The organism is Streptomyces sp. CNT360 (assembly GCF_000424785.1).
Map to the genome: position 1 here is coordinate 296,426 of NZ_AUKO01000001.1, position 22,354 is coordinate 318,779.

Consider the following 22,354-nt stretch of genomic DNA (forward strand, 5'->3'; position numbering starts at 1 on the left):
CACCGGCCGCCCTGTTCCCGACCGCGACCGGAGGAGACAGCGCGTGACGCGCAGCGTGTATGTGACCGGCATCGGACGCAGCGACGGCCGCCAGGTCGTCGAGCTGGGCGTCATGGAACTGCTCACCCGGCAGGTGGACCGCGTGGGGGTCTTCCGCCCCCTGGTGCACGACGGCCCCGACCGCCTCTACGACCTGCTGCGCAGCCGCTACCGGCTCTCCCAGCCCGCCTCGTCCGTCTTCGGCATGGGCTACGAGGAGGCGGCCGCGCTCCAGGCCGAGCAGGGCACCGACGAGCTGATATCCCGGCTGCTGGAGCGCTACCACCAGGTGGCCGAGGAGTACGAGGCCGTCCTCGTGCTGGGCACCGACTTCGCCGAGACCGGGCTGCCCGCCGAACTGGCGCTCAACGCCCGGCTGGCGAACGAGTTCGGCGCGGCCGTGCTGCCCGTCGTCGCGGCCCGTGAGCAGTCCCCCGAAGCCGTGGTCGCCGAGGTGCGCAACGCCCACCACGCCTACGCCTCCCTGGGCGCCGACCTGATCGCGATGGTGGCCAACCGGGTCGCCGACCCGGCGGCGGCCGAGGCGGTGCGGGGCCTGGCCGAACGGCTGCCTGAGCCGGTGTACGTCCTGCCGGAGGAGCCCGCGCTGGCCGCGCCCACGGTCGCCCAGGTGAAGGAGGCCACGGGCGCGAAGGTGCTGCTGGGCGACCACGCGGGCCTCTCCCGCGACGTACGTCATCTGGTCTTCGGCGGCGCCCACCTGCCGGCCTTCCTGCCCGCCCTCACCGAGGGCGCCCTGGTGGTCACCCCCGGCGACCGCTCCGACCTCATCATCGGCGCGCTGGCCGCCCACTCGGCCGGCTCCCCCGCCATCGCCGGGGTCCTGCTCACCCTGGACGAGCACCCCGGGGAGCAGACCCTCACGCTGGCCGCCCGGCTGGCACCCGGCACGCCCGTGCTGGTGGTGCCCGAAGGCTCCATGGAGACCGCGGACGCCCTGCTGTCCCTGGAGGGCAAGCTGACCGCGGCCACCCCGCGCAAGGCGGAGATCGCACTGGGCCTGTTCGAGACCCATGTGGACGCCGCACGCCTGACCGCGCAGTTGTCGGTGGAGCGCAGCGAGCGGGTCACGCCCATGATGTTCGAGCACGAGCTGGTGGAGCGCTCCCGGGCCGGGGGCAAGCGGCGCCACATCGTCCTGCCCGAGGGCGAGGAGGAGAGGGTGCTGCGGGCCGCCGAGGTGCTGCTGCGCCGCAACGTGTGCGACCTGACGCTGCTGGGCGACCCGGTGGCCGTCCGCAAGCGCGCCGCGGAGCTGAGCATCGGCCTCGAACTGCTCGCGGACGGTGAGCCGCCCGTGACCGGTTCGGCCGCCGCCCGCGTCGTCGACCCGCAGACCTCGCCGCTGCGGGAGCGCTTCGCCGCGTCGTACGCCGGGCTGCGGGCCCACAAGGGCGTCACCTACGAGCTGGCCCACGACGTGGTCGCGGACGTCTCCTACTTCGGCACGATGATGGTGCACGAGGGGCTGGCCGACGGGATGGTCTCCGGCGCGGTGCACTCCACGGCCGCCACGATCCGCCCGGCCTTCGAGATCATCAGGACGAAGGGGGCCGCGCGCAGCACGGCGGACGGGGCGGTGCCGGGAGACGGGCGGGCGGGGCCGGACACCGAGATCGTCTCCTCGGTGTTCTTCATGTGCCTGGCCGACCGGGTGCTGGTCTACGGCGACTGCGCCGTGGTGCCCGACCCGGACGCCGAACAGCTCGCGGCCATCGCCGTCCAGTCCGCCGCCACCGCGGCCCGGTTCGGGGTGGAGCCCAGGATCGCGATGCTGTCGTACTCGACGGGCACCTCGGGCTCCGGCGCCGACGTGGACAAGGTACGGCGGGCCACCGAGCTGGTCCGCGAGCGCCGCCCCGATCTGCTGGCGGAGGGCCCCATCCAGTACGACGCGGCCGTCGATCCCTCGGTAGCCGCCACGAAGCTGCCGCACTCGAAGGTGGCGGGGCAGGCGACCGTGCTGATCTTCCCGGACCTGAACACCGGCAACAACACCTACAAGGCCGTGCAGCGCTCGGCCGGGGCCGTCGCCGTGGGCCCCGTGCTGCAGGGCCTGCGCAAGCCCGTCAACGACCTGAGCCGCGGCGCGCTGGTGCAGGACATCGTCAACACCGTCGCGATCACGGCCGTCCAGGCGCAGGGCGAGTCCTCCTCGCCCGGCGCCTGACACCGCCCTCGGCCCCTTTCCCGTTTTCCCGTTTTCCCGTTTTCCTGTTTCCCCGTGCTCCCTGCAGAAGGTTTCCCGACGTGACCTCCCCGACCACCGCACCCACCCGGATCCTCGTCCTCAACTCCGGCTCGTCGTCGGTGAAGTACCAGCTCATCGACATGGCCGACCGGTCACGGCTGGCCGTCGGGATCGCCGAGCGGATCGGCGAGGAGACCTCCTTCGTGCTCCATCAGCCGCTGTCCACCGGCGGCGGGCAACGCGAGCGGTCCGGCAGGCTGGCCGACCACGACGCCGCGCTGGCGGCCGTCGCCGAGGAGCTGTCCGCCGACGGCCTCGGCCTGGACTCGCCCGAGCTCGCCGCGATCGGGCACCGGGTGGTGCACGGCGGGCTGAAGCTGACCGAGCCGACGGTGGTCGACGACGCGGTGCTGGCGGAGATCGAACGGCTGGTGCCGGTGGCGCCGCTGCACAACCCGGCCAACGTCACCGGCATCCGCACCGCGCAGCGGCTCCGCCCCGACCTGCCGCAGGTCGCCGTCTTCGACACCGCCTTCCACTCCGCCATGCCCGAGCACGCGGCCCGCTACGCCCTCGACGCGGAGACCGCCGACCGGCACCGGGTGCGCCGCTACGGCTTCCACGGCACCTCCCACGCGTACGTCTCCCGCAAGACCGCAGAGCTGCTGGGCCGGGACCTGTCCGAGGTCAACCTGATCGTGCTGCACCTGGGCAACGGCGCCTCGGCGTCCGCGGTGCGCGGCGGCCGCTGCGAGGACACCTCCATGGGGCTGACCCCCTTGGAGGGCCTGGTGATGGGCACCCGCTCGGGGGACATCGACCCGGCGGTGGTCTTCCATCTGGGCCGGGTGGCCGGGATGAGCATGGACGAGGTGGACGAGCTGCTCAACAAGCGCAGCGGCCTGCTGGGACTGTGCGGCGCCAACGACATGCGAGAGATCCGCCGCCGCGTCGAGGAGGGCGACCGGGCGGCCCGGCTCGCCTTCGACATCTACATCCACCGGCTGAAGAAGTACATCGGCGCCTACTACGCCGTGCTGGGCAGGGTGGACGCCGTGGTCTTCACCGCGGGCGTCGGGGAGAACGCCGCCCCGGTGCGGGAGGCCGCCGTGGCGGGCCTGGAGGAACTCGGGCTGGCCGTGGACGGTGAGCTGAACGCGGCCGGCGGGAAGGAGGCACGGCTGGTCTCACCCGGGTACGCGCGGGTCAAGGTGGCCGTCGTACCGACCGACGAGGAACTGGAGATCGCTGAGCAGAGCTACGCGCTCGTCACCTCCCCCGACCACCGGCCCGGGGGCACCCCTGGCTGAGCCCGCCCCGATTCGTTCAGTACGTAAACAAAACGATAGGATCGCCACCATGCGCCGTTCCAAAATCGTCTGCACCCTGGGTCCCGCCGTCGACTCCTACGATCAGCTCAAGACGCTGATCGAGGCGGGCATGAACGTGGCCCGCTTCAACATGAGCCACGGCACCCACGCCGAGCACGAGGAGCGGTACCACCGCGTCCGCAAGGCCTCGGAGGAGACCGGCCGCGCCATCGGCGTGCTCGCCGACCTGCAGGGCCCCAAGATCCGCCTGGAGACCTTCGCCGAGGGACCGGTCGAGCTGGTCCGCGGCGAGGAGTTCACCATCACCACCGAGGACGTGCCCGGGGACAAGACCATCTGCGGCACCACCTACAAGGGGCTGCCCGCCGACGTGTCCAAGGGCGACCCGGTGCTGATCAACGACGGGAACGTCGCGCTCCAGGTCGTCGAGGTCGAGGGCCCGCGGGTGCGCACCATCGTCATCGAGGGCGGTGTCGTCTCCGACCACAAGGGCATCAACCTGCCCGGCGCCGCGGTCAACGTGCCGGCGCTGAGCGAGAAGGACGTCGAGGACCTGCGGTTCGCGCTGCGGATGGGCTGCGACATGGTCGCCCTCTCCTTCGTGCGCAACGCCTCCGACGTGCGGGACGTGCACCGGGTGATGGACGAGGTGGGGCGGCGCGTCCCGGTCATCGCCAAGGTCGAGAAGCCGCAGGCGGTCTCCCACATGGAGGAGGTCGTCATGGCCTTCGACGGTGTCATGGTGGCCCGCGGCGACCTCGCGGTGGAGTACCCGCTGGAGAAGGTCCCGATGGTGCAGAAGCGGCTGGTGGAGATGTGCCGCCGCAACGCCAAGCCGGTGATCGTGGCGACCCAGATGATGGAGTCGATGATCACCAACTCGCGGCCCACCCGCGCCGAGGCCAGCGACGTGGCCAACGCGGTGCTGGACGGCGCCGACGCGGTGATGCTCTCGGCCGAGTCGTCGGTCGGGCAGTACCCGATCGAGACCGTCAAGACGATGTCGAAGATCGTCCAGGCGGCGGAGGAGGAGCTGCTCGGCCGCGGGCTGCAGCCCCTGGTGCCCGGCAAGAAGCCGCGCACCCAGGGCGGTTCGGTCGCCCGTGCGGCCTGCGAGATGGCCGACTTCCTGGACGGGAGGGCGCTGGTCGCCTTCACCAAGTCCGGTGACACCGCACGGCGGCTGTCCCGCTACCGGGTCCGCCAGCCCATCCTGGCCTTCACCACGGACGTCGCCACCCGCAACCAGTTGGCGCTGACCTGGGGCGTGGAGACCTTCGTGGTCAAGCACGTCGACCACACCGACGAGATGGTCGAGCTGGTGGACGCCGAGCTCTCCAAGCTGCAGCGCTTCGAGGAGGGCGACACCATGCTGATCACGGCCGGCTCCCCGCCCGGCGTGCCCGGCACCACCAACATGGTGCGGGTCCACCACCTGGGCAACGCCTCGGCCTGACCGCTCCGCGGCCCGCACGCGCGACGCCCTCCGGTCCCGGCCCCGTTCGCGGGGCGGACCGAAGGGCGTCGGCGTCGGAGCGGCGGGTGCGACGGCCCGGCTCCTCCTACTGCTCCACGTACTGGTGCAGACCGGGCACCGTGAGGGTGCCGCCGAACTGGCCGGCCTGCTTGACCGTGACGTCGGTGAAGTAGGCGAAGGGCACGTTGATCGGCGGCGGGGTGTCCGGGCTGAACGTGATGGGGATGAGCCCGAAGAGGTTGCCCTTCAGCTCCTCCGTGTACATCGTCACCTGGCCGTCGCGGATGGTGGAGGTCGATCCCTTGGCGGCCTGGACGTGGTACGTGAGGCCGCCGGGGCCCTTGACGGTCTGGTGCAGGTCGCCGATGTCGAGGCCGCTGGCGGTGAACTTCAGGGCCTGCTTGGTCTTCCCGTTGGCCGTGGTGATGTTGACGACGCCCTTGTAGTCGAGGCCCTTGAGGGTGAGGGAGGACGCCTCCAGATTCCAGGGGTCGTCGGGGACCTGGGCGGGCGTCTGCTCGTCGGAGCCCGCTACATCCGCCTTCTCGGGGCAGGGATACGGCTTGCCCGCGTCCTTGGCGGGGTCGTAGTCCCTGGCGGAGCCGTCCTTCTTGTCGACGCCGTCCTTGGTGTCCTTGCCGTCCTTGGCGTCGGAGCCTGCGGAGCCCTTCTCCTGCTTCCCGGAGCCCTGTGCGCCGTCGGTCTTCCCGCCCGTGCCGGAGCCCGGCGTGTTCCGGGACGAGGACCCGGAGTCGCCCGAAGTCCCGCTCTTTCCCCCGGACTTCCCGGCGTTGCCGTCCTGCCCGCTGCTGTCGTCGTCCGAGCCGGAGCCCGGGGACGGCGCGGAGGGGGTCGGGTCGGGGCTGGGCGAGGAGTCGGATCCGTCGGCCGGATCGTCCGCGTCCTTGTCCTTGTCCTTGTCGGGGTTGAACGCGTCGTCGATCTTGTCGCCGAGCCCCAGCGGGTCGTACCACGGGTTCTTCTTCCCCTCCTCGGAGGAGTCGGAGGAGCCCGAAGACGCCGAGGAATCCGAAGAGTTCGATGAGTCCGAGGACGAGCCGGTGGACCCGTCCGACGGGGAGGGCTCGTCCGAGGGGGTGGAGGAGCCCTTGCCGCTGCCGGAGGGCGTCTTCGAGGAGCCCTCGTCCCCGGAGCCGCCCTTGCCGCCCGCGCTCTTCCCGCGGGCCTTCTCCTTGGCCTCTGCGGCCTCCTTGGCCTTCTCAGCCTTCTTCTCCCGCTCGGCCTGCGCCTTGGCGAGGTCCCGCTTGAGCTTCTCGGCGCGCTCCTTGCGGTCCTGCTTCTCCGCCTCGGTCTCCTGCTGATCGGAGATCGAGACGCAGGAGTCGCCCTTGAAGGGGTTCTTGGGCAGCGGCTTGGCGTTGGCCAACTGGGGCATGAGTCCCATGCCCATCAGGACGGCCGAGGGCATCGCGGCAAGTGCCACGGCCTTGCCGGCCGGCAGGTGGAGCCGGGTCAGCAGCGGCTTCCGCGGCGCCGCGTGCCGGGGGCCGGTTCTCCCCCGGGCGCCGGGCGCGGCGTCCGTGAACGCGCCCTCCCCCTCGTGGACCTCGTCACCCGGCACGGTGCCTCCCGTTCCCGTCATGCGCGTCGGCCCCGGCCGCGGGGGACGCTTCGGAGAATGCTGTGTCGTCCCGGGGGCCCGCGTCGGGGGCGGCCGGGTCCTGTGCGGGCGGTGCCGGGTCCGCGTCGGCGGTCGTCCGTGCACTCGCCGTCTTCGCCGCGTCCGACGGGCCGTCCTCGGTCCGCTCCGGCTTGCCCGGGGCCCAGGAGACGGCCAGCGCACCACCGATGAGTCCGAGCAGGAACCCGATCAGGAAGGCGCCGAAGTTGGACACGACGAGGGAGACCAGCGCGAGCAGGATCGCTGCGATACCCGCGAACACCCGCGACTGGGGCTGGAACCACATGGTCAGTCCGAGGACGACCAGCAGGACGCCGATGATCAGCGAGCCGGCGCCGGCGGTCGTCGACATGCGGATGGTCAAGGACCCCAGGGTGAGGTTCTGGTAGGGGACGTACATGATCGGGATGCCCGCCAGCAGCGTCAGCATCCCGCCCCAGAACGGGCGCTGGCCGCGCCAGTCGCGGAAGACCTGCCGCTTGTGGCCGAATCCGGTCGTCGTGCTGGCTCGCGTGTCGGCACTCATGGGTACGGGGCTCCTCGGAACTGGCACAAAACTTGCTGGGTGGAGCGGACCCTACGGGCACGGAGGGCCGGCGGAGCGGTCGCCCCCACTCCCCGTGCCCGCAGTCCGGTTCACGTCAGTAGCACTCGCTCTTGCCCTTCTTGACGGCCATGTGCAGGCCGCTGAGCTTGAACGTGCCGGCGGTGGTCGCCCACGCGCGCTGCTTGACATCGGTGAAGTGGACGGTGTCCGCCTGCTGCGAGAACGAACCCTTGACGTACTTGTCGCCGGTGTGCGGACCAGGACCCTTGGTGGTCTTGTCCACGTTCACACCGATGTCGATGTTCTTGAACGTCGCGTTCGTGTGCAGGTCGTCGGCGTCGATGTAGAGCTTCTTCGCCTCGACCTTGGGGCCGCCCGCCCCGCCGGCGCTCAGCTTCATCGACACGTCGCCGAAGACCGGCACCGGAACGACGACGGACTGGCACAGGTTCCGTATGTTCGCCGAGTTCAGACCGACGACAGCGACGGGCTTGTTGCCCTTCTGCGTGCTGTCCATCGCCCCGTACTGGACGAAACCGCTGCCGTCGAGCGAATCAGCGGTGACCTGGAACTGCTGGCCGGAGACGCTGAACGACGCCGCCAGCGCACCCTGCGACAGGGCGACACCGAGCGCCGCCGTAGCGGCCACACTCGGCACCATGACGACGGCGAACCGCTTCCATCTGGTCCCGCCACGAGCCAGGGACTCCATGACTTTCCTCCTTCTCGGACGTACATCTCCGGCTCGGAGAGCCGTGCCGCCTGTACTCAGCGGGCCGCTCCTGCCGTGGGGGTACCTCCCGGCCACGGGGCTGGGGAGGGAGAAGAGCTACGTCCTCGGAACGGAGAGCGCCGACAACGCCCGCACGCGGCGACCTTGGCACGTCACGTCCGAGCTGCCGACGATCACCCCCGAGCGACAACCACGGGCCACGCTCTCGCGCAACCTTGCTTTTGTCAGGACAGGCCCTGCCTCACGGCAGAGACCCCCCTGTCCTGGGGGCCGGCGGGTGGGACGAGGTGGTACGGGTGCGGATGGTGCGGTGCCGGCCCGCTCGGTGGGGACCCATCGCCTGCGGGGCGCCGAATGGTTGCCGGGCTGCGGGCAATGGACCGAGCGTGGCCGATCGTCGTGCATCTGGGCCCGTGGCACAAGGGGGTTCGTTACTTACGAGTAACGGCGAGATAACCGGAAGGCCGCCCAGAGCGTAACCCGGTTGACGGAGAGTCAGAACACCCGCCGATGACAGACGCGGAGCAAACGGGCATCGGGGAATGTTTCCGCGAGATGTCGTCACGAAGAGTAACAGCGGCCGCGTTTGCCAAGTTTTGGCAAAGCGCGGCCGCTGTTGTCGCTAAATCCATGAGTACCGCGGCGCGTGTGACCGTCGGTACGGGCAGGTCAGAACAGGGCGCGAGCGAGCGCCGCACGCGCAGTGACGACGCGCGGGTCCTCCGGCCCGATCACCTCGAACAGGTCCAGCAGTCGCACCCGAGCCGCGTCGCGGTCCTCCCCCGCCGTCCGCCGGACCGTGTCCACCAGCCGGCCGAACGCGTCCTCGACATGGCCGCCCGCCATGTCCAGGTCCGCGACGCGCAACTGGGCGGTCACATCGCCGGGCCGGTCGGCGGCATCCTTGCGGACCTGCCGGGCGTCCAGCTCCTGGACCCGCGAGAGGAGTTCGGCCATGGCCAGCCCGACCTTCGCCTCCACGTTGGCCGGCTCGTCGGTCAGCTTGTTGCGGTACGCCTGGATGGCACCCGACAGGTCCCCCGCGTCCAGCGCCTGCTGGGCGGCGGCCAGCACCGCGTCCTCCGGCACCTGCGGCTCGGCGTCCTCCTGCTCCTCGGCGGGCTCCTGCGGCACCCCCTGGAGGCCGGTGATGCCGAAGCGCTGCTCGGCCACCTGGACCAACTGGTCCAGCGTCGACCGGATCTGCTGCTCGGGCGCCGCGCCCTGGAACAGCGGCAGCGCCTGCCCGGCCACCACGGCGAACACCGCCGGGATGCCCTGGACACCGAACTGCTGCATCAGCATCTGGTTCTGGTCGACGTCGATCTTGGCCAGCAGCACGCGCCCCGCGTACTCCTGGGTGACGCGCTCCAGCACCGGCGAGAGCTGCTTGCACGGCTCGCACCACTCGGCCCAGAAGTCGATGACGACCGGGACCTCGGCGGAGCGCTGGAGCACCTCCGCCTCGAAGGTCGCCTCACTGACCTCGATCACCAGGCCGGACGGAGCCGGGGCACCGTGGCCCTCCGCGGCGTCGGCCCGCGCCTGCTCCGCCTTCTGCTTGGCCTCTCCGGCCGCCTTCACCGCGGCGAGGTCGACCACTCCGCTCATGGACATGTTGCGTGGCTGCATGGCACCAGTCTCCCCCCTTCGCGCGGCTGCGTGTGCAGTGGTCGCCAGGTCCCCACCTGGCGGGTGGTCGTCGCGGGTCGGCGCGATGGCCGGTCCGCCGCCCATTCCGCTACGGGTCGTAGCGTAACTCGCCGGGGCGGCCACCCCGCAAGGGCCTTCCCCGGGCGCGGGCCGGTGATCCCTCTCACGGCGCCGTCCCGCTCCTGCCTACCGATCGGTATGGTCGGCGCATGGCCGGTTGCCCCGCTCCACGACGCGGACGCCCCCGCAGCGCCGCGGCGGACCGCGCGATCCTCGACGCCACCCGTACCGCGCTCGTCGAGGTGGGCTGGAGCAAGCTGACGATGGGCGAGGTCGCCCGCCGGGCCGGCGTCGCCAAGACCACCCTCTACCGACGCTGGGGCGGCAAGAGCGAGCTCGTGGTGGACGCCGTCGCCGTGCTCTTCGACGAACTCGAACTCCCCGACAACGGCAGCCTGCGCGCCGACGTCGCGGGCGTGGTCCTCTCGTTCGCGGCCCTGCTGCGCCGGCCGGAGGCCAAGACGGCGCTGATGGCCGTCCTCGCCGAGTCCACGACCGACCCGTCGCTGCGCGCACGGATCCGCACCGCCGTCGTCGACCGCCAGAAGCGGCTGGTGCTGGCCGGGCGCTCCCGGGCCCAGGAGCGCGGAGAGCTCCCCGACGACCTCGACGACCCCGCCGAGACGGCCCGGGTCGTCGACCTGATCTTCGACGTGATCGCCGGCGCGGTGGTGCACCGGTCGCTGGTCAGCGACCGCCCGGTGGACGACGCATGGGCGGCCCGCTTCACCACCCTGCTGCTGGAGGGGCTGGGCGCCGCGTCGGCCCCCGCGCCGTAAGCCGGATCACCCACCCGTGCATGCCCGCTCGGGCATGCGTGCTGCCCGGACGGGCAGCAGAGACTCATGAGCGACATTCCGCATGACCTGCGCTCCCGCATCGGAGCGCCGCACATCTGGCACGTCGGCACCGTCAACCCCGACGGTTCGCCGCACGTGAGCCCCATGTGGGTGGGGCTCGACGAAGACCTCGTGCTGTTCAACACCTCGATGGGGCGGATGAAGGAGCGCAACCTGCGCCGCGAGCCCCGGGTGTTCCTCTCCCACGCCGATGTCACCAACCCCTTCGACCGGGTGCAGATCCGCGGCCGGGCCGTCCGCTTCCAGGAGGGCCCGGAGGCCGACCGCACCATGGACCGGCTGGCGCACTCCTACCTGGACACCGCCTACGAGTGGCTCTTCCCCGGGGAGGAGCGGGTCACCGTCTTCGTCGAGCCCACGAGGGTCCGGCATGTGGTGGGTGTCGAACCGCTGCCCACCGGCGCGCCAGGAGCGACCGCCTCGTAACGCGGAGGCCGCCCCCTGGCGACGGTCCGGGCCCGTGAGGACGAACTGACCAGGCCGGCCGTCAGCTTCGACACCATGCCGGCCCCGCTGGAGGAGTCCCTCGCCGCCCAGCGCCGGTTGGTCGCCGACGCCTCCCCCGCACCGCGCACTCCGCCGACCTCGCCGCGCACCAACACCGAACTCCTGGGCCGCGCCGACCGGCTGACCCCCGCCCACCGCGAGCGGGCCTCGGCCGCGTCGGGCCGCCGACTGCGCGAGGTGACCTCGCCGGTGAACGACCTGATCGAACTGGCCCGCGACCAGGAACCGCAGCCGCCGGCGGAGCAGGTGGAGTTGGCGCCGCTGGTGCGGCACGCCGTCGCCGCGGCCCGCGACCACTGGCCGGACACCCGCTTCCGACTGGACGTCTCCGGCGGCGCGGAGACCGCCACTGCTCCCGGGGTGCCCGCACGGCTGTCCCGGCTGCCGTCCAACCTGCTGGGCAGCGCCGCGAAGTCCAGCGACAGGGCGGTCGGGGTGCGGTGCCGACGGTGGACGGCGGTACGGAGAGCACCGTACGCGACCACGGGTCCGGGCCGGCCCGGAGGACCTGCCGCACGTCTTCGACCGCTTCTACCGCGCGGAGACGGCCCGCGCCCACCCCGGCTCCGGGCCCGGCCCCGCCATGGCCCAGCAGATCGCCGGGGCCCACCACGCCCGCCTGACCGCGGAGAACCCCGAGGGCGGAGGTGCGCTCTTCCGGCTGCGGCTCACCGTGTGAGCTCGCTCAACTCGGCTTCGAACAGCAGGGCGGGGTCGAAGCCCATGCCGGTGAAGTGGCCGGCGACCTCCAGGGAGAGGACGCCGTGCAGCCGGGTCCAGAACGACAGGGCCCGCTGCAGAACCGGGGGCGGGGCGGGGCGGCCGTCGCCCCAGTCCCGGTGGTCCGCGAGATGGGCACCGAACGGCGTCGTGGAGCCCTGCTGGGCGAGCGGCGCGCAGGCGTCGAGCAGGGTCGCCATGATCTCGGAGGAGATGGCGGTGATGTCCTCGGGCGCGTGGTAGCCGGGGACGGGGGTGCCGTAGAGGAGGAGGTACCGCTGGGGGTCCGCCAGGGCCCAGCCGCGCAGGGCGTGCGCCAGTCCGGCCAGGTCGGCGCCGGCGTCGGCGGCCGCGCGGAGGGTGTCGGCGAGGCTCCGGTACGCCTCGCGGACGAGCTCGGTGATCAGTTCGTCCCGGTTGGCGAAGTAGCGGTAGAGCGCCGGTCCGCTCAGGCCCATCCGCTTGGCGATCGCGTTGAGGGAGAGCGCGGACGCCCCCGCCGTGGCGATCTGCTCCCAGGCGTACTCCTTGATCTCCGCGCGGACCTGGGAACGGTAGCGCTCCCGCGGAGTCCTCGCGTCCGCCTTCGCCACGATCTGCCACCTTCCCCCGGTCTTCCCCGGTTCTCCCCCGGTCGTCCGGGCCCGCCCCGGCCGTACGGCTACACCGTCGAGTTTACGTGAGAGCATCTCACAGCAGCCCTCTTGCCGGGGTGCCGGGCGCCCTCGGAACCCGGGCTGTGGGCTGACACCCGTTCAGGTAGAAGGCTTACGCAGGGCGCGGGACGGCACGTTTCCGGGCGTATGGGTGCTGGAACGATGCGCCCGCGGTCGCAGTGGTTCTCCGGTGCCGCGGTCCATGGACGTTAGGTGGAAAAATGAAGCGCATTCTTCTCCGCTCCGGGAAAAGCCCGTTCCATGTCGCCACCCAGGAGCAGGTGATCCATCAGGACCTGCTGGGGACGAATGCCGGAAACCTGCTGTTCAGCGACGCCGCCCACAAGATTCTGCTGACCCCGGACACCGAGGTGACGTCCAACGGGATCAAGAGCGATGCCTCGCCGGAGAACGCCGCACGCATCAACGAGCGCTACGACGTCTTCGTCATTCCATTGGCCAACGCTTTTCGTCCCTCCTTCCAGGGTGCGCTGGACCGGCTGACGCAGCTCATCGAGCAGCTGCGCATTCCGGTCGTCGTCCTCGGCGTCGGCGCCCAAGCCGGTGCGGACTGCGACACCGCCGTGATCGAGGGCATGCGGCCCTCGGTGAAGCGGTTCATGAAGGCGGTGCTCAAGCGGTCGGCGACCGTCGGGGTACGCGGCGAGATGACCTACGACTACCTGCGCGGGCTGGGGTTCCGGGACATCGAGATCATCGGCTGCCCCTCGATGTTCCTGCACGGGGAGACCTTCCCCGCCCTGCCGAGCTTCGACGCGAGGCCCGAGCTCACCAGGGCCGCACGGCTGGCGGTCAACGTCTCGCGCGGCGCGGGCAAGGTCGGTCCGGTCGCCGAGATCATGGCGCGCACCTGCCGCCGCTACCCGGACACCACCTACTTCGCGCAGAACCTCGTGGACGCCGAACTGCTGTTCTGGGGGGACACCTCCGAAGCGGCCCGAGCCGGCAAGCGGGCCATGCCGACCGTGGGCTCGCACCCCCTGCTGCGCGACCACGGCGCCCGGGTACCGATCGACCCTGCGACCTGGCTGGCGGACCTGCGCGGCTTCGACTTCTCGTTCGGCACCCGGATCCACGGCAACATCGCCGCGCTGCTGGCCGGCACCCCGGCAACCGTGCTGTGCCACGACTCCCGCACCCTGGAGCTGTGCCGCTACTTCGAGATCCCGTACCAGATGCTCGGGGACCTGGCGGCCGACACCGACCCGGCCGAGCTGTACGAGAAGGCCGACTTCTCGGGGCTGCTGACGAACCACCGGGAGCGCTTCGAGCGGTTCGTGGGCTTCCTCGACCGGCACGACCTGCACAACACCTTCCGGGACGGTGACGGCGGCGCCGCGTTCGACGCCCGCCTCGCCGAACTCCGGCTGCCGGACTCGATCCGCCGCTGGGACGGCTCCGACGACGGCGCCCTGCGGTACCGCATCAGTTGGCTGCGCGAACAGATGCTGAGCCTCCACAAGGAACTGCGGGCGGCGCAGGAGAGCATCGCCGTCCTCCAGGGGAAGGGCAAGTAACCGGCGCGGGCACCCCGGGCGGGCCGCGTCCGCAGCGCCCCCTCGGGCGGGCCGTGGCGACCCCCACTTCACTCGAACGGCAGGTATTGACGGGCTCTGGGCCCCGACCGAGTAGCGGGACGCCTGTTCGCCTCACACGCTGATGGCAACGGAACACTCGCTCGGTTGCGGACGCCGGTGTGGCTCACGCGTACCGGCGTCGAGTCCACAGCGGGGCCGCGGCCGTCCCCGCGACGGCCGCCCCGCTGGAGGAAAGGGAGCTGCCCATGACCACGTCCATGGAGCCGTTGCACAACACCGCCGTGATACTCGCGGCCGGCACGGGAGTCCGGGTGGGACTCGGCACTCCGAAGCAACTGGTGAAGATCGCAGGCAAGACGATCCTCGAACACACGCTCACCGCCTTCGAGCTGGCACCGAGCATCGACGACATCGTCGTGATGATGACACCCGGCTACACGGACGAGGCCGAGCGGATCGTCGAGAAGGCCGGGCTGACGAAGGTGTCGCACGTCCTGGAGGGCGGCAGCACCCGCAGCGCGACCACCCGGCGCGCCCTGACCGCCCTGTCCGACCGGCTGCCCGACGGCGAGGACCAGAACGTCATCCTCCACGACGCCGCCCGCCCCCTGGTCTCCCAGCGGATCATCGGCGAGTGCCTCGGCGCCCTGGAGACGTACCGCGCCGTGGACGTCGCGATCCCCTCGGCGGACACCATCATCGTCACCCGCCCGCACGGCGAGGACGGTGAGTGGATCACCGACATCCCCGACCGCAGCCGGCTGCGCCGGGGCCAGACCCCGCAGGCCTTCCGGCTGTCCACCCTGTGCGAGGCGTACGCGCGTGCCGAGAAGGACCCCAACTTCGTGGCCACCGACGACTGCTCCGTCGTCCTCACCTACATGCCGGAGGTCGCGGTCGACGTCGTCACCGGCGACGAGCACAACATGAAGGTGACCGACCCGGTGGACCTGCACCTGGTGGACCGGCTCTTCCAGCTCTCCTCGCAGACGGTTCCGGCCCGGCGGGACGAGGCCGCCTACCGGAAGCTGCTGGAGGACAAGACCGTCGTCGTCTTCGGCGGCTCCTCCGGCATCGGTGCCGACCTCGCGAAGCTGGCCGAGCACCACGGCGCCCAGGTCTTCTCCTACAGCCGCTCCACGACCGGCACCCGGGTCGAGCGGTACGAGGACATCGAGCAGGCGCTCGCGGCCGCCTACCAGGAGACGGGACGCATCGACTACCTGGTGAACACGGCGGCCGTGCTGCGCATCGGCAGGCTCGCCGAGATGGAGGACGACCTGGTGCGCGAGGCCCTCGACGTCAACTACATGGGCCCGGTGCACATAGCCAAGGCGGGACACCGGTATCTCGCGGAGACAGGCGGACACTTCCTGCTCTTCACCTCCAGCAGCTACACGCGGGGGCGGGCCGACTACAGCCTCTACTCCTCCACCAAGGCCGCCGTGGTCAACCTCGTGCAGGCCCTCGCCGACGAGTGGTCGGAGAACAGCGTGCGAGTGAACTGCGTCAACCCCGAACGCACCCGTACACCGATGCGTCTCCAGGCGTTCGGGGAGGAGCCCCCGAGCTCGCTGCTCACCTCCGAATCCGTCGCCAGAACCTCGCTGGACGTGCTGCTCTCCCCCCTCACCGGCCATGTCATCGACGTACGGCTCGACGACCAGATGGAGGGCCAGGTCTGATGCCTCCGACCATCACGGGACGCTCCTTCAGCCTCTTCCTCCGCCGCCCGGGCGCGGCCACGTTCTTCCTGCTGAGCTGGCCGCTGATGCTGGTCGGCGCGCTGTGGGGCAGCGTCGCCCTGTTCACCTGCTCCCTCGCGCTGTCCTACGTCTCGGACTGGAAGCTCAGCGGGAACGGCGGCGGGCTCGACAAGGCGCTGCGCAACGCCCGCTTCCCCGCGACGGTGCGGTTCGCGCTCCGGCAGGTCATGCTCCTGCTGCTCCTGGTGCAGGCGGGCGCCTCCGCCGAGTTGCTGACGGCGGCCGTGGTGGCCCTGGTCGCGTACTACTTCCTCCAGGTTCCGCAGAGCGTGCTGCTGCACCGGGTGCAGAACGCGCGGAAGCTGCCGCTGGCCACCCGGAACATCGACTGGACCGCGCTGCGGCTGCGCGACGCCCCGCCGCGCGCGCTGACCTCCAACGCCTTCGCGAAGTCCATGCACGCCGACGTGCCCGCCATGGCGGGCCTGCTGGCCGGCGCGGCGACCGGCACCCGCTGGCCGGGCTATCTGGGCTGCGGCGCGATGGTCGGTTACTGCCTCGGCTACGCGCTGCTGCTCGCGGTGGCCCACGTGCGGGGGCGCGGCATGCCCGGCAAGGGCGCGGTGTTCGGTCACGTGGACGCCTGGCTGCGCAGGTACGAGCCCACCGTCATGCTCTACTTCTCCGGCACCAAGGGCAGCGCCTACCAGGCGAACATGTGGCTGCGCACGCTGGCCGAGTCGGGCGGCAGGCCGCTGGTGGTGCTGCGGGAGCGGCACATACTGGAGCAGCTCGACCCCACCCCGCTGCCCGTCCTGTGTCTGCCCTCCGCCCAGGACGTGATGAACCGGGACTTCTCCTCGGTCGAGCTGGTGCTCTATCCGGCGAACGTGGGCCCCAACATCCATGTGCTGCGGATGCGGCAGGCCAAGCACGTCTTCATCGGCCACGGCGACAGCGACAAGGTCGCCTCCGTCAACCCCTACGCGAAGGTGTACGACCAGGTGTGGACCGCAGGCCGCGCGGGACGCGACCGGTGGGCGGACGCCGGTGTCGGCGTGCGGGACAGCGCCGTCTTCGAGGTGGGGCGGCCCCAACTGGCCGGCGTGGAGCGGGCCGGGCAGCGGGAGCCGGGTGCGCCGCTGACGGTGCTGTACGCGCCGACCTGGGAGGGCTGGACCAACGAACCGGGTGACACCTCCCTGATCTCCTCCGGCGAGGCCCTGATCAAGGCGCTGCTCGCGCTGGAACAGCCGGTGCGCGTGCTCTACCGTCCGCACCCCTACACCGGTATGTGCGCCCCGGAGGCACGCGAGGCCCACCAGGCCGTCGTCGCGGCGCTGGACCGGGCGAACGCACAGCGGGCGGACCAGCGGAATGAGGGGGCGCGTGACGGCTCGGCCGTCGAGGCCGCGCAGGCCGAACTCCAGCGCGTCACCGCGGAGCTCACGGCCCTGTCCAACCGGGCGAGGGCGGGCGCGGACGACGCGGAACGCTCCCGCGACGCCCAGTTCACCAGGGCGGACGCCGCACGGCGCGAGGAGCTGCGGCGCAGGCGGGACGCGCTGTACTGGAGCAGCGCCGACCTGTGGCAGCACCGGTACATCACGGCGCAGGGGCCCGATCTGTACTCCTGCTTCAACGCGTGCGACCTGCTCGTCTCCGACGTCTCCAGCGTCGTGTCGGACTTCATGGCCAGCGAGAAGCCGTACGCCATCACCGACGTGGTCGGGCTGGGCGAGGCGGAGTTCCGGCGCCGCTACCCGACGGCCGGCGCCGCCTACCTGCTCTCCCGGGACGTGCACGAGGTGGCCGAGGTCGTGGCCCGGGTGGCGGAGCCCGGCGAGGACCCGCTGGCCGCGGAGCGCCGGCGGCTGCGCCGCTACCTCCTCGGTCCTGACACCCCGGACGCCGCCACCCGGTTCCACGCCGCGATGGGCGAGCTCCTCCAGACGCCCGACAGGGTGGTCATCACCACGGCGGGCCCGCACCCGGCCGACACGGGCCCGCGCCCGGCCGACGAGCCCACCGATCCGGACGCGCCGACGTCGGTGTCCGCGTCGTAACCCCCGCTCGTGTGCAGGCCCTTGCTCGCGCCGGGGCCTGCACGCCCCGTACCGCACACCCCCGCAACGCGCCGCCTCGCACCGCCCCTTCAGGAGGACCCGTGGCCCAGCCGGACGTCACCGTGATCGTCGGTGTCTACAACGGACTGCCGTACTTCCGGCAGTGCCTGACGTCGCTGGAGGAGCAGTCGCTCGCTGCCGGGCGGCTGGAGGTCGTCGTCGTCGACGACGGCTCCACGGACGGCAGCGGCGCCTACGCGGAACGGTTCGCCCGCCGCTCACGCCTGACGGTGCGGGTGGTGCACCAGGCCAACTCCGGCGGACCCAGCGGCCCGCGCAACGTCGGGCTCGGCATGGCCGGCGGCCGCTACGTGTTCTTCCTGGACGCCGACGACCACCTGGGCCCCGAGGCGCTGGAGCGGATGGTCGCCGCGGCCGACGCCAACGGCACCGACGTCGTGCTCGGCAGGATCACCGGCATCAACCGCAAGGCGCCCCGCTCCATGTTCACCGAGAACGTGGGCAGGACGGACCCCTACCGCAGCAACGCCCTGCAGACCATGAGCGCGGAGAAGCTCTTCCGGCGGGAGCTCGTCGAGCGGCACGGCATGCGGTTCAAGGAGGGGGTGCTGCACGGCGAGGACACCTGCTTCACCCTGGAGGCGTACATCCGAGCCGACGGCATCTCGGTCGTCGCGGACTACCCGTGCCTCTACATCGTCCGCCGCACCGACGGGGGGAACCTGACCAGCGCCTCCAGCATCACCGAGGGGATCCTCGCCGCCCAGGTACAGCTCGAACTGATCGCCGATCTGCTGCCACCGGGGGACGACCGCGACCTGCTCTCGGTGCGGCCCCTGCGGCTGAAGGTGCTGCGCACCTTCGGCCCACGCATGCGCAAACAGTCGCAGGAGACCTGGCGTGCGTGCTTCGCCCTGGCCGCGCCGCTGGTCGCCGACTACGCGACCGAGGGGGTGCGGCGCCGCCTGAAGCCCCACGAACGGCTCCTGCTGCACGGCATCCACCAGCAGCGCGCCGACCTCGTCTCGGACACCCTCGCGCTGCTGGCCGCGCGGGGGGCGGAGCCGGGCGGCACCCCCGAGCCGGCGCCCGCCGCGGGCCGCCCGGCGGTGGCGGAACCGGCGCGCAGCCGGCCCTCCCGCCTCGGAACCCGGCTGCACGCACGTCGCCGGAAGGCCGACCGCTCGCGCCGCACCGCGGGCGGCCCCGGCCGGGTGGCCGAGGAGCCGCCTCAGAAGACGGGCGGCTCCGTGTAGTCGCCCCACTCCTCCCGGAGGGCGCCGCAGATCTCGCCCAGCGTCGCCTCGGCGCGGACCGCCTCCAGCATGGGCTCGATCATGTTGCCGGTGCCCCGTGCCGCCTCGATCAGCGCACCGAGCGCACGGCGGACGGCCGCATCGTCGCGGGCGGCCCGCCGGTCGGTGAGGTCCCGTACCTGCTCGCGCTCGACCTCGTGGCTGACCCGCAGGATCTCCAGGTCGCCGGTGACGGAGGAGGTGTGGCAGTTGACGCCGACGACCTTCTTGTCGTCCTTCTCCAGCGCCTGCTGGTAGCGGAACGCGGACTCGGCGATCTCGCCGGTGAACCAGCCGTCCTCGATGCCGCGCAGGATGCCGGAGGTGATGGGGCCGATGGGGTGGGTGCCGTCGGGGACGGCGCGGCGGCCGCGCTCGCGGATCTGCTCGAAGATCTTCTCCGCGTCGGCCTCGATGCGGTCGGTCAGCGCCTCGACGTACCAGGAGCCGCCGAGCGGGTCGGCGACGTTGGTGACGCCGGTCTCCTCCATCAGCACCTGCTGGGTGCGCAGCGCGATCTCCGCGGCCCGCTCGCTGGGCAGCGCCAGGGTCTCGTCGAGCGCGTTGGTGTGCAGCGAGTTGGTGCCGCCGAGGATCGCGGAGAGGGCCTCTATGGCGGTGCGGACGACGTTGTTGTAGGGCTGCTGCGCGGTCAGCGAGACACCGGCGGTCTGCGTGTGGAAGCGCAGCCACTGCGCCTTCTCGCTGGTGGCGCCGTACACGTCCCGCATCCAACGGGCCCAGATGCGGCGGGCCGCACGGAACTTGGCGATCTCCTCGAAGAAGTCGAGGTGCGCGTCGAAGAAGAAGGACAGACCGGGGGCGAAGCGGTTGACGTCCAGGCCGCGGGAGAGGCCCAGTTCGACGTAGCCGAAGCCGTCCGCCAGCGTGTAGGCGAGCTCCTGGGCGGCCGTGGCCCCCGCCTCGCGGATGTGGTAACCGGAGACGGACAGCGGCTTGTAGGCGGGGATGCCGTGCGCGCAGTGCTCCATCAGGTCGCCGATGAGCCGCAGATGGGGCTCCGGCTGGAAGAGCCACTCCTTCTGCGCGATGTACTCCTTGAAGATGTCGGTCTGCAGCGTGCCGTTGAGGACGGCGGGGTCCACGCCCTGCCGTTCGGCGGCGACCAGGTACATGCAGAAGACCGGGACGGCGGGGCCGGAGATCGTCATCGACGTGGTGACGTCCCCGAGCGGGATGCCCGCGAAGAGGGTCTCCATGTCGGCGGCGGAGTCGATGGCCACGCCGCAGTGGCCGACCTCGCCCAGGGAGCGGGGGTCGTCGGAGTCGCGGCCCATGAGGGTGGGCATGTCGAAGGCGACGGAGAGCCCGCCCCCGCCCGCTTCCAGGATCATCTTGTAGCGCTCGTTCGTCTGCTCGGCGTTGCCGAACCCGGCGAACTGGCGGATGGTCCAGGTCCTGCCCCGGTAGCCGGTCGGGTGGAGCCCCCGGGTGAAGGGGAACTCGCCCGGCCAGCCGATGCGCTCGAACCCGGCGACGGTGTCGCCGTCCCGGGGCCCGTAGACCGGCTCGACGGGGTCGCCGCTGAGCGTGGTGAAGTCGGCGTCCCGCTTGCGGGCGGAGTCGAAGCGCTCCTGCCAGCGACGGCGGCCTTGTGCGATGGCGTCAGCATCCATACCGTCGAATTTACTCGGACGTCCAAGTAAAAGTCGATGGCAGAAGGGGCCGGTGTGGCCCCGGCGCTGCCCGCCGAGGTGGAGCCGCGGTGCCGTCAGGCGCCGACCGGCGCGGCCTCCCGCTCCTTGACCAGCGGTTCGACCTCACGGGTGACCTTCCGCTCCGCGAAGAAGGCCGCGGTGGGGACGGTGCCCGCCAGCAGGATCAGGATCTGCTTGCCGAGCGGCCACTTCGCCTTCTGGCCGAGGTCGAAGGCGAAGATCAGGTACAGGATGTAGAGCCAGCCGTGCGCGATACCGACCACACTGGTGAAGCCCGCCGCACCGTCCATCCCCAGCAGGTACTTGGCGATCACCCCGAGGGTGAGCAGGACGAGGAGCACGGCGGTGACGTACGCCATGACGCGGTAGCGGGTCAGCACGCTTCGTTTCATGGGACCGAGCGTAGCCCTCGCGCGCGGGCGCTCCTCCCACCCCCCTGCGCTCGCGACCGCTCCGTCCCCGCGCCGTTCCGGGTCCCCGCACCCGTCCCACCGCGGCCCCCTCCGGGTCGTCGGCCGGGCGGCGGGCGGCCGCACCAACCGTGGCAGACTGACCACCCGATGAATCCGGCGCCCTCCCTCGACCCCAAGGACCTGGCACTCGTCCGGCTGCTCCAGCAGGACGGGCGGGCCAGCTACGAGGCGCTGGCCGCGCGGATCGGCCTCTCCCGGGCCGCGACCCGCGCCCGGGTGCTGCGGCTGGCCGGGGACGGCGTCGTGCGGATCGTCGGCATCGTGCATCCCGCGCTGCTGGGGCGCACCGTGTCCGCCCACGTGGCGGTCGCGGTCGAGGGCGAGGCGGCGCCGACGGCCCGCGCGCTGGCCGACCTGCCCGAAGCGGTCTTCGTCACCCTGGCGGCGGGCCGGCGGCCGGTGATCGCGGAGCTGCGCACCGTAAGCTTCGGGGCGCTGAGCACACTGCTGGCCGGCCTGGCGCGCCTGCCGGGGGTCCGTGCGGTGGACACCACCCCCTACACCCGCGTGGTCAAGGACCCGTACCTGCCGACCGAGCCGCCGCAGCCGCTGGAGCTGGACGACACGGACCACGCGATCCTGCGGGCTCTCCAGTCGGACGGCCGGATGTCGTACGCCGTACTGGCCGAACAGATCGGCATGTCCCCGGCGGCGACGCGGGCGAGGTCCCTGCGGCTGCTGGAGGCGGGGGTCTTCCGGGTGGTGGCGCTGACCCGGCCCGGCGCGGTGGGTCTCGGCCACCTCGCGGGCTTCGCGCTGCGCCGGGACGGGACGGGACCGGACGTGGCGGAGCTGGTGGCCGCCGACTCGGTGCAGTTCGCGGCGGAGTGCGTGGGCCGGGCCGATGTGATCGGCACCGTGGGCGGGGCGACCCTGGGTCAGGTGCTGACGGCACTGGAGAAGCTGCGCGCGAGCGCGGGGGTGCACGCACTGGAGAGCTGGCTGCACCTGGAGCTGGTGCAGGAGCGGTACGACTCCGCGACGCGCTGAGCCGTCCGCTGTACACGGCGGCCCGGAAGCGGTCCGGCCGACGCATCGTTCGCACAGCCCTGCTCAGGCCGACGCATACTCACTTCCTCGCACCTCTGGCCATCCGTTCGCTTGCTTCTTAGACTCTG

18 protein-coding genes are annotated in these 22,354 nt (G+C 71.7%); 11 read left to right on the forward strand and 7 right to left on the reverse strand.

Features of this window, described 5'->3' with window-relative positions:
* Positions 1-43 precede the first annotated feature (43 nt).
* The 3 genes from pta to pyk all read left to right on the forward strand — a co-directional run bounded on the left by pta (position 44) and on the right by pyk (position 5,038).
* A complete protein-coding gene (gene pta, locus H297_RS0101210; protein ID WP_027735558.1) occupies positions 44-2,230 on the forward strand; it encodes a phosphate acetyltransferase in 2,187 nt (728 codons plus the stop codon).
* A gap of 80 nt (positions 2,231-2,310) precedes the next feature.
* Positions 2,311-3,561, forward strand: a complete 1,251-nt coding sequence (locus H297_RS0101215) for an acetate kinase (protein ID WP_027735559.1) — start codon at positions 2,311-2,313, stop codon at positions 3,559-3,561.
* A 49-nt stretch (positions 3,562-3,610) separates the two neighbouring features.
* On the forward strand, positions 3,611-5,038 hold the full coding sequence (pyk, locus tag H297_RS0101220; RefSeq protein WP_027735560.1) for a pyruvate kinase: 1,428 nt from the start codon (positions 3,611-3,613) through the stop codon (positions 5,036-5,038).
* 106 nt (positions 5,039-5,144) lie between these two features.
* Here pyk and H297_RS0101225 read toward each other — a convergent pair whose 3' ends face one another.
* The 4 genes from H297_RS0101225 to H297_RS0101240 form a co-directional block, all read right to left on the reverse strand.
* Positions 5,145-6,641 (reverse strand): hypothetical protein, encoded by a 1,497-nt coding sequence (locus tag H297_RS0101225; protein ID WP_027735561.1) that lies wholly within the window; start codon positions 6,639-6,641, stop codon positions 5,145-5,147.
* Entirely contained in the window at positions 6,631-7,227 is a 597-nt protein-coding gene (locus H297_RS0101230) for a DUF6114 domain-containing protein (protein WP_027735562.1), read from the reverse strand. Before H297_RS0101230 ends, H297_RS0101225 begins: the two co-directional genes overlap by 11 nt.
* Positions 7,228-7,342: 115 nt before the next feature.
* Positions 7,343-7,960 carry a DUF6230 family protein gene (locus H297_RS0101235; protein ID WP_027735563.1) on the reverse strand — a complete coding sequence of 206 codons (618 nt, stop codon included), beginning with the start codon at positions 7,958-7,960 and terminating at the stop codon, positions 7,343-7,345.
* Positions 7,961-8,650: 690 nt separating this feature from the next.
* Positions 8,651-9,613 (reverse strand): tetratricopeptide repeat protein, encoded by a 963-nt coding sequence (locus H297_RS0101240; protein WP_027735564.1) that lies wholly within the window; start codon positions 9,611-9,613, stop codon positions 8,651-8,653.
* Positions 9,614-9,843: 230 nt separating this feature from the next.
* On the opposite strand from H297_RS0101240, the gene H297_RS0101245 reads away from it, so the two are divergent.
* From H297_RS0101245 to H297_RS43930, 3 genes are all read left to right on the forward strand, one after another.
* The gene (locus H297_RS0101245) at positions 9,844-10,473 is read left to right on the forward strand and encodes a TetR/AcrR family transcriptional regulator (protein ID WP_027735565.1); all 630 of its coding nucleotides are present in this window, start codon (positions 9,844-9,846) and stop codon (positions 10,471-10,473) included.
* Between the two features lie 66 nt (positions 10,474-10,539).
* Positions 10,540-10,980, forward strand: coding sequence for a PPOX class F420-dependent oxidoreductase (locus H297_RS0101250; RefSeq protein ID WP_027735566.1), 441 nt, complete (start codon positions 10,540-10,542; stop codon positions 10,978-10,980).
* A 589-nt stretch (positions 10,981-11,569) separates the two neighbouring features.
* The gene (locus tag H297_RS43930) at positions 11,570-11,740 is read left to right on the forward strand and encodes an ATP-binding protein (RefSeq protein WP_486589398.1); all 171 of its coding nucleotides are present in this window, start codon (positions 11,570-11,572) and stop codon (positions 11,738-11,740) included.
* Here the strand turns inward: H297_RS43930 and H297_RS0101260 are convergent.
* Positions 11,730-12,374, reverse strand: a complete 645-nt coding sequence (locus tag H297_RS0101260; RefSeq protein WP_027735567.1) for a TetR/AcrR family transcriptional regulator — start codon at positions 12,372-12,374, stop codon at positions 11,730-11,732. The two genes, H297_RS43930 and H297_RS0101260, sit on opposite strands and share 11 nt — an antisense overlap.
* 284 nt (positions 12,375-12,658) lie before the next feature.
* Here H297_RS0101260 and H297_RS33830 point away from each other — a divergent pair, with 284 nt between their 5' ends.
* The 4 genes from H297_RS33830 (at position 12,659) to H297_RS33845 (ending at position 19,045) form a co-directional block, all read left to right on the forward strand.
* Positions 12,659-13,975, forward strand: coding sequence for a polysaccharide pyruvyl transferase family protein (locus tag H297_RS33830; RefSeq protein ID WP_078513656.1), 1,317 nt, complete (start codon positions 12,659-12,661; stop codon positions 13,973-13,975).
* A 266-nt stretch (positions 13,976-14,241) separates the two neighbouring features.
* Complete coding sequence (locus H297_RS33835) at positions 14,242-15,681, forward strand: bifunctional cytidylyltransferase/SDR family oxidoreductase (RefSeq protein ID WP_051351398.1); 1,440 nt, start codon at positions 14,242-14,244, stop codon at positions 15,679-15,681.
* The gene (locus H297_RS33840) at positions 15,681-17,768 is read left to right on the forward strand and encodes a hypothetical protein (protein WP_051351399.1); all 2,088 of its coding nucleotides are present in this window, start codon (positions 15,681-15,683) and stop codon (positions 17,766-17,768) included. The genes H297_RS33835 and H297_RS33840 overlap by 1 nt, the downstream gene beginning before the upstream one ends.
* Positions 17,769-17,869: 101 nt before the next feature.
* Complete coding sequence (locus H297_RS33845; protein WP_051351400.1) at positions 17,870-19,045, forward strand: glycosyltransferase family 2 protein; 1,176 nt, start codon at positions 17,870-17,872, stop codon at positions 19,043-19,045.
* On the opposite strand, the gene icmA is transcribed toward H297_RS33845, so the two are convergent.
* The gene (icmA, locus tag H297_RS0101285; protein ID WP_027735568.1) at positions 19,021-20,721 is read right to left on the reverse strand and encodes a coenzyme B12-dependent isobutyryl-CoA mutase large subunit; all 1,701 of its coding nucleotides are present in this window, start codon (positions 20,719-20,721) and stop codon (positions 19,021-19,023) included. The genes H297_RS33845 and icmA overlap by 25 nt on opposite strands.
* 95 nt (positions 20,722-20,816) lie before the next feature.
* The gene (locus H297_RS0101290) at positions 20,817-21,155 is read right to left on the reverse strand and encodes a DUF3817 domain-containing protein (protein ID WP_027735569.1); all 339 of its coding nucleotides are present in this window, start codon (positions 21,153-21,155) and stop codon (positions 20,817-20,819) included.
* A gap of 168 nt (positions 21,156-21,323) precedes the next feature.
* Between H297_RS0101290 and H297_RS0101295 the strand changes: the two genes are divergently transcribed.
* Positions 21,324-22,226, forward strand: a complete 903-nt coding sequence (locus tag H297_RS0101295; protein WP_027735570.1) for an Lrp/AsnC family transcriptional regulator — start codon at positions 21,324-21,326, stop codon at positions 22,224-22,226.
* Positions 22,227-22,354 lie beyond the last annotated feature (128 nt).

Coding starts and splice junctions, on each gene's coding strand:
- pyk (WP_027735560.1), top strand. CDS start 3,611: ATGCGCCGTTCCAAAATCGTCTGCACCCTGGGTCCCGCCGTCGACTCC.
- H297_RS0101230 (WP_027735562.1), bottom strand. CDS start 7,227: ATGAGTGCCGACACGCGAGCCAGCACGACGACCGGATTCGGCCACAAG.
- H297_RS0101235 (WP_027735563.1), bottom strand. CDS start 7,960: ATGGAGTCCCTGGCTCGTGGCGGGACCAGATGGAAGCGGTTCGCCGTC.
- H297_RS0101240 (WP_027735564.1), bottom strand. CDS start 9,613: ATGCAGCCACGCAACATGTCCATGAGCGGAGTGGTCGACCTCGCCGCG.
- H297_RS0101245 (WP_027735565.1), top strand. CDS start 9,844: ATGGCCGGTTGCCCCGCTCCACGACGCGGACGCCCCCGCAGCGCCGCG.
- H297_RS0101250 (WP_027735566.1), top strand. CDS start 10,540: ATGAGCGACATTCCGCATGACCTGCGCTCCCGCATCGGAGCGCCGCAC.
- H297_RS33830 (WP_078513656.1), top strand. CDS start 12,659: ATGAAGCGCATTCTTCTCCGCTCCGGGAAAAGCCCGTTCCATGTCGCC.
- H297_RS33835 (WP_051351398.1), top strand. CDS start 14,242: ATGACCACGTCCATGGAGCCGTTGCACAACACCGCCGTGATACTCGCG.
- H297_RS33840 (WP_051351399.1), top strand. CDS start 15,681: ATGCCTCCGACCATCACGGGACGCTCCTTCAGCCTCTTCCTCCGCCGC.
- icmA (WP_027735568.1), bottom strand. CDS start 20,721: ATGGATGCTGACGCCATCGCACAAGGCCGCCGTCGCTGGCAGGAGCGC.
- H297_RS0101290 (WP_027735569.1), bottom strand. CDS start 21,155: ATGAAACGAAGCGTGCTGACCCGCTACCGCGTCATGGCGTACGTCACC.
- H297_RS0101295 (WP_027735570.1), top strand. CDS start 21,324: ATGAATCCGGCGCCCTCCCTCGACCCCAAGGACCTGGCACTCGTCCGG.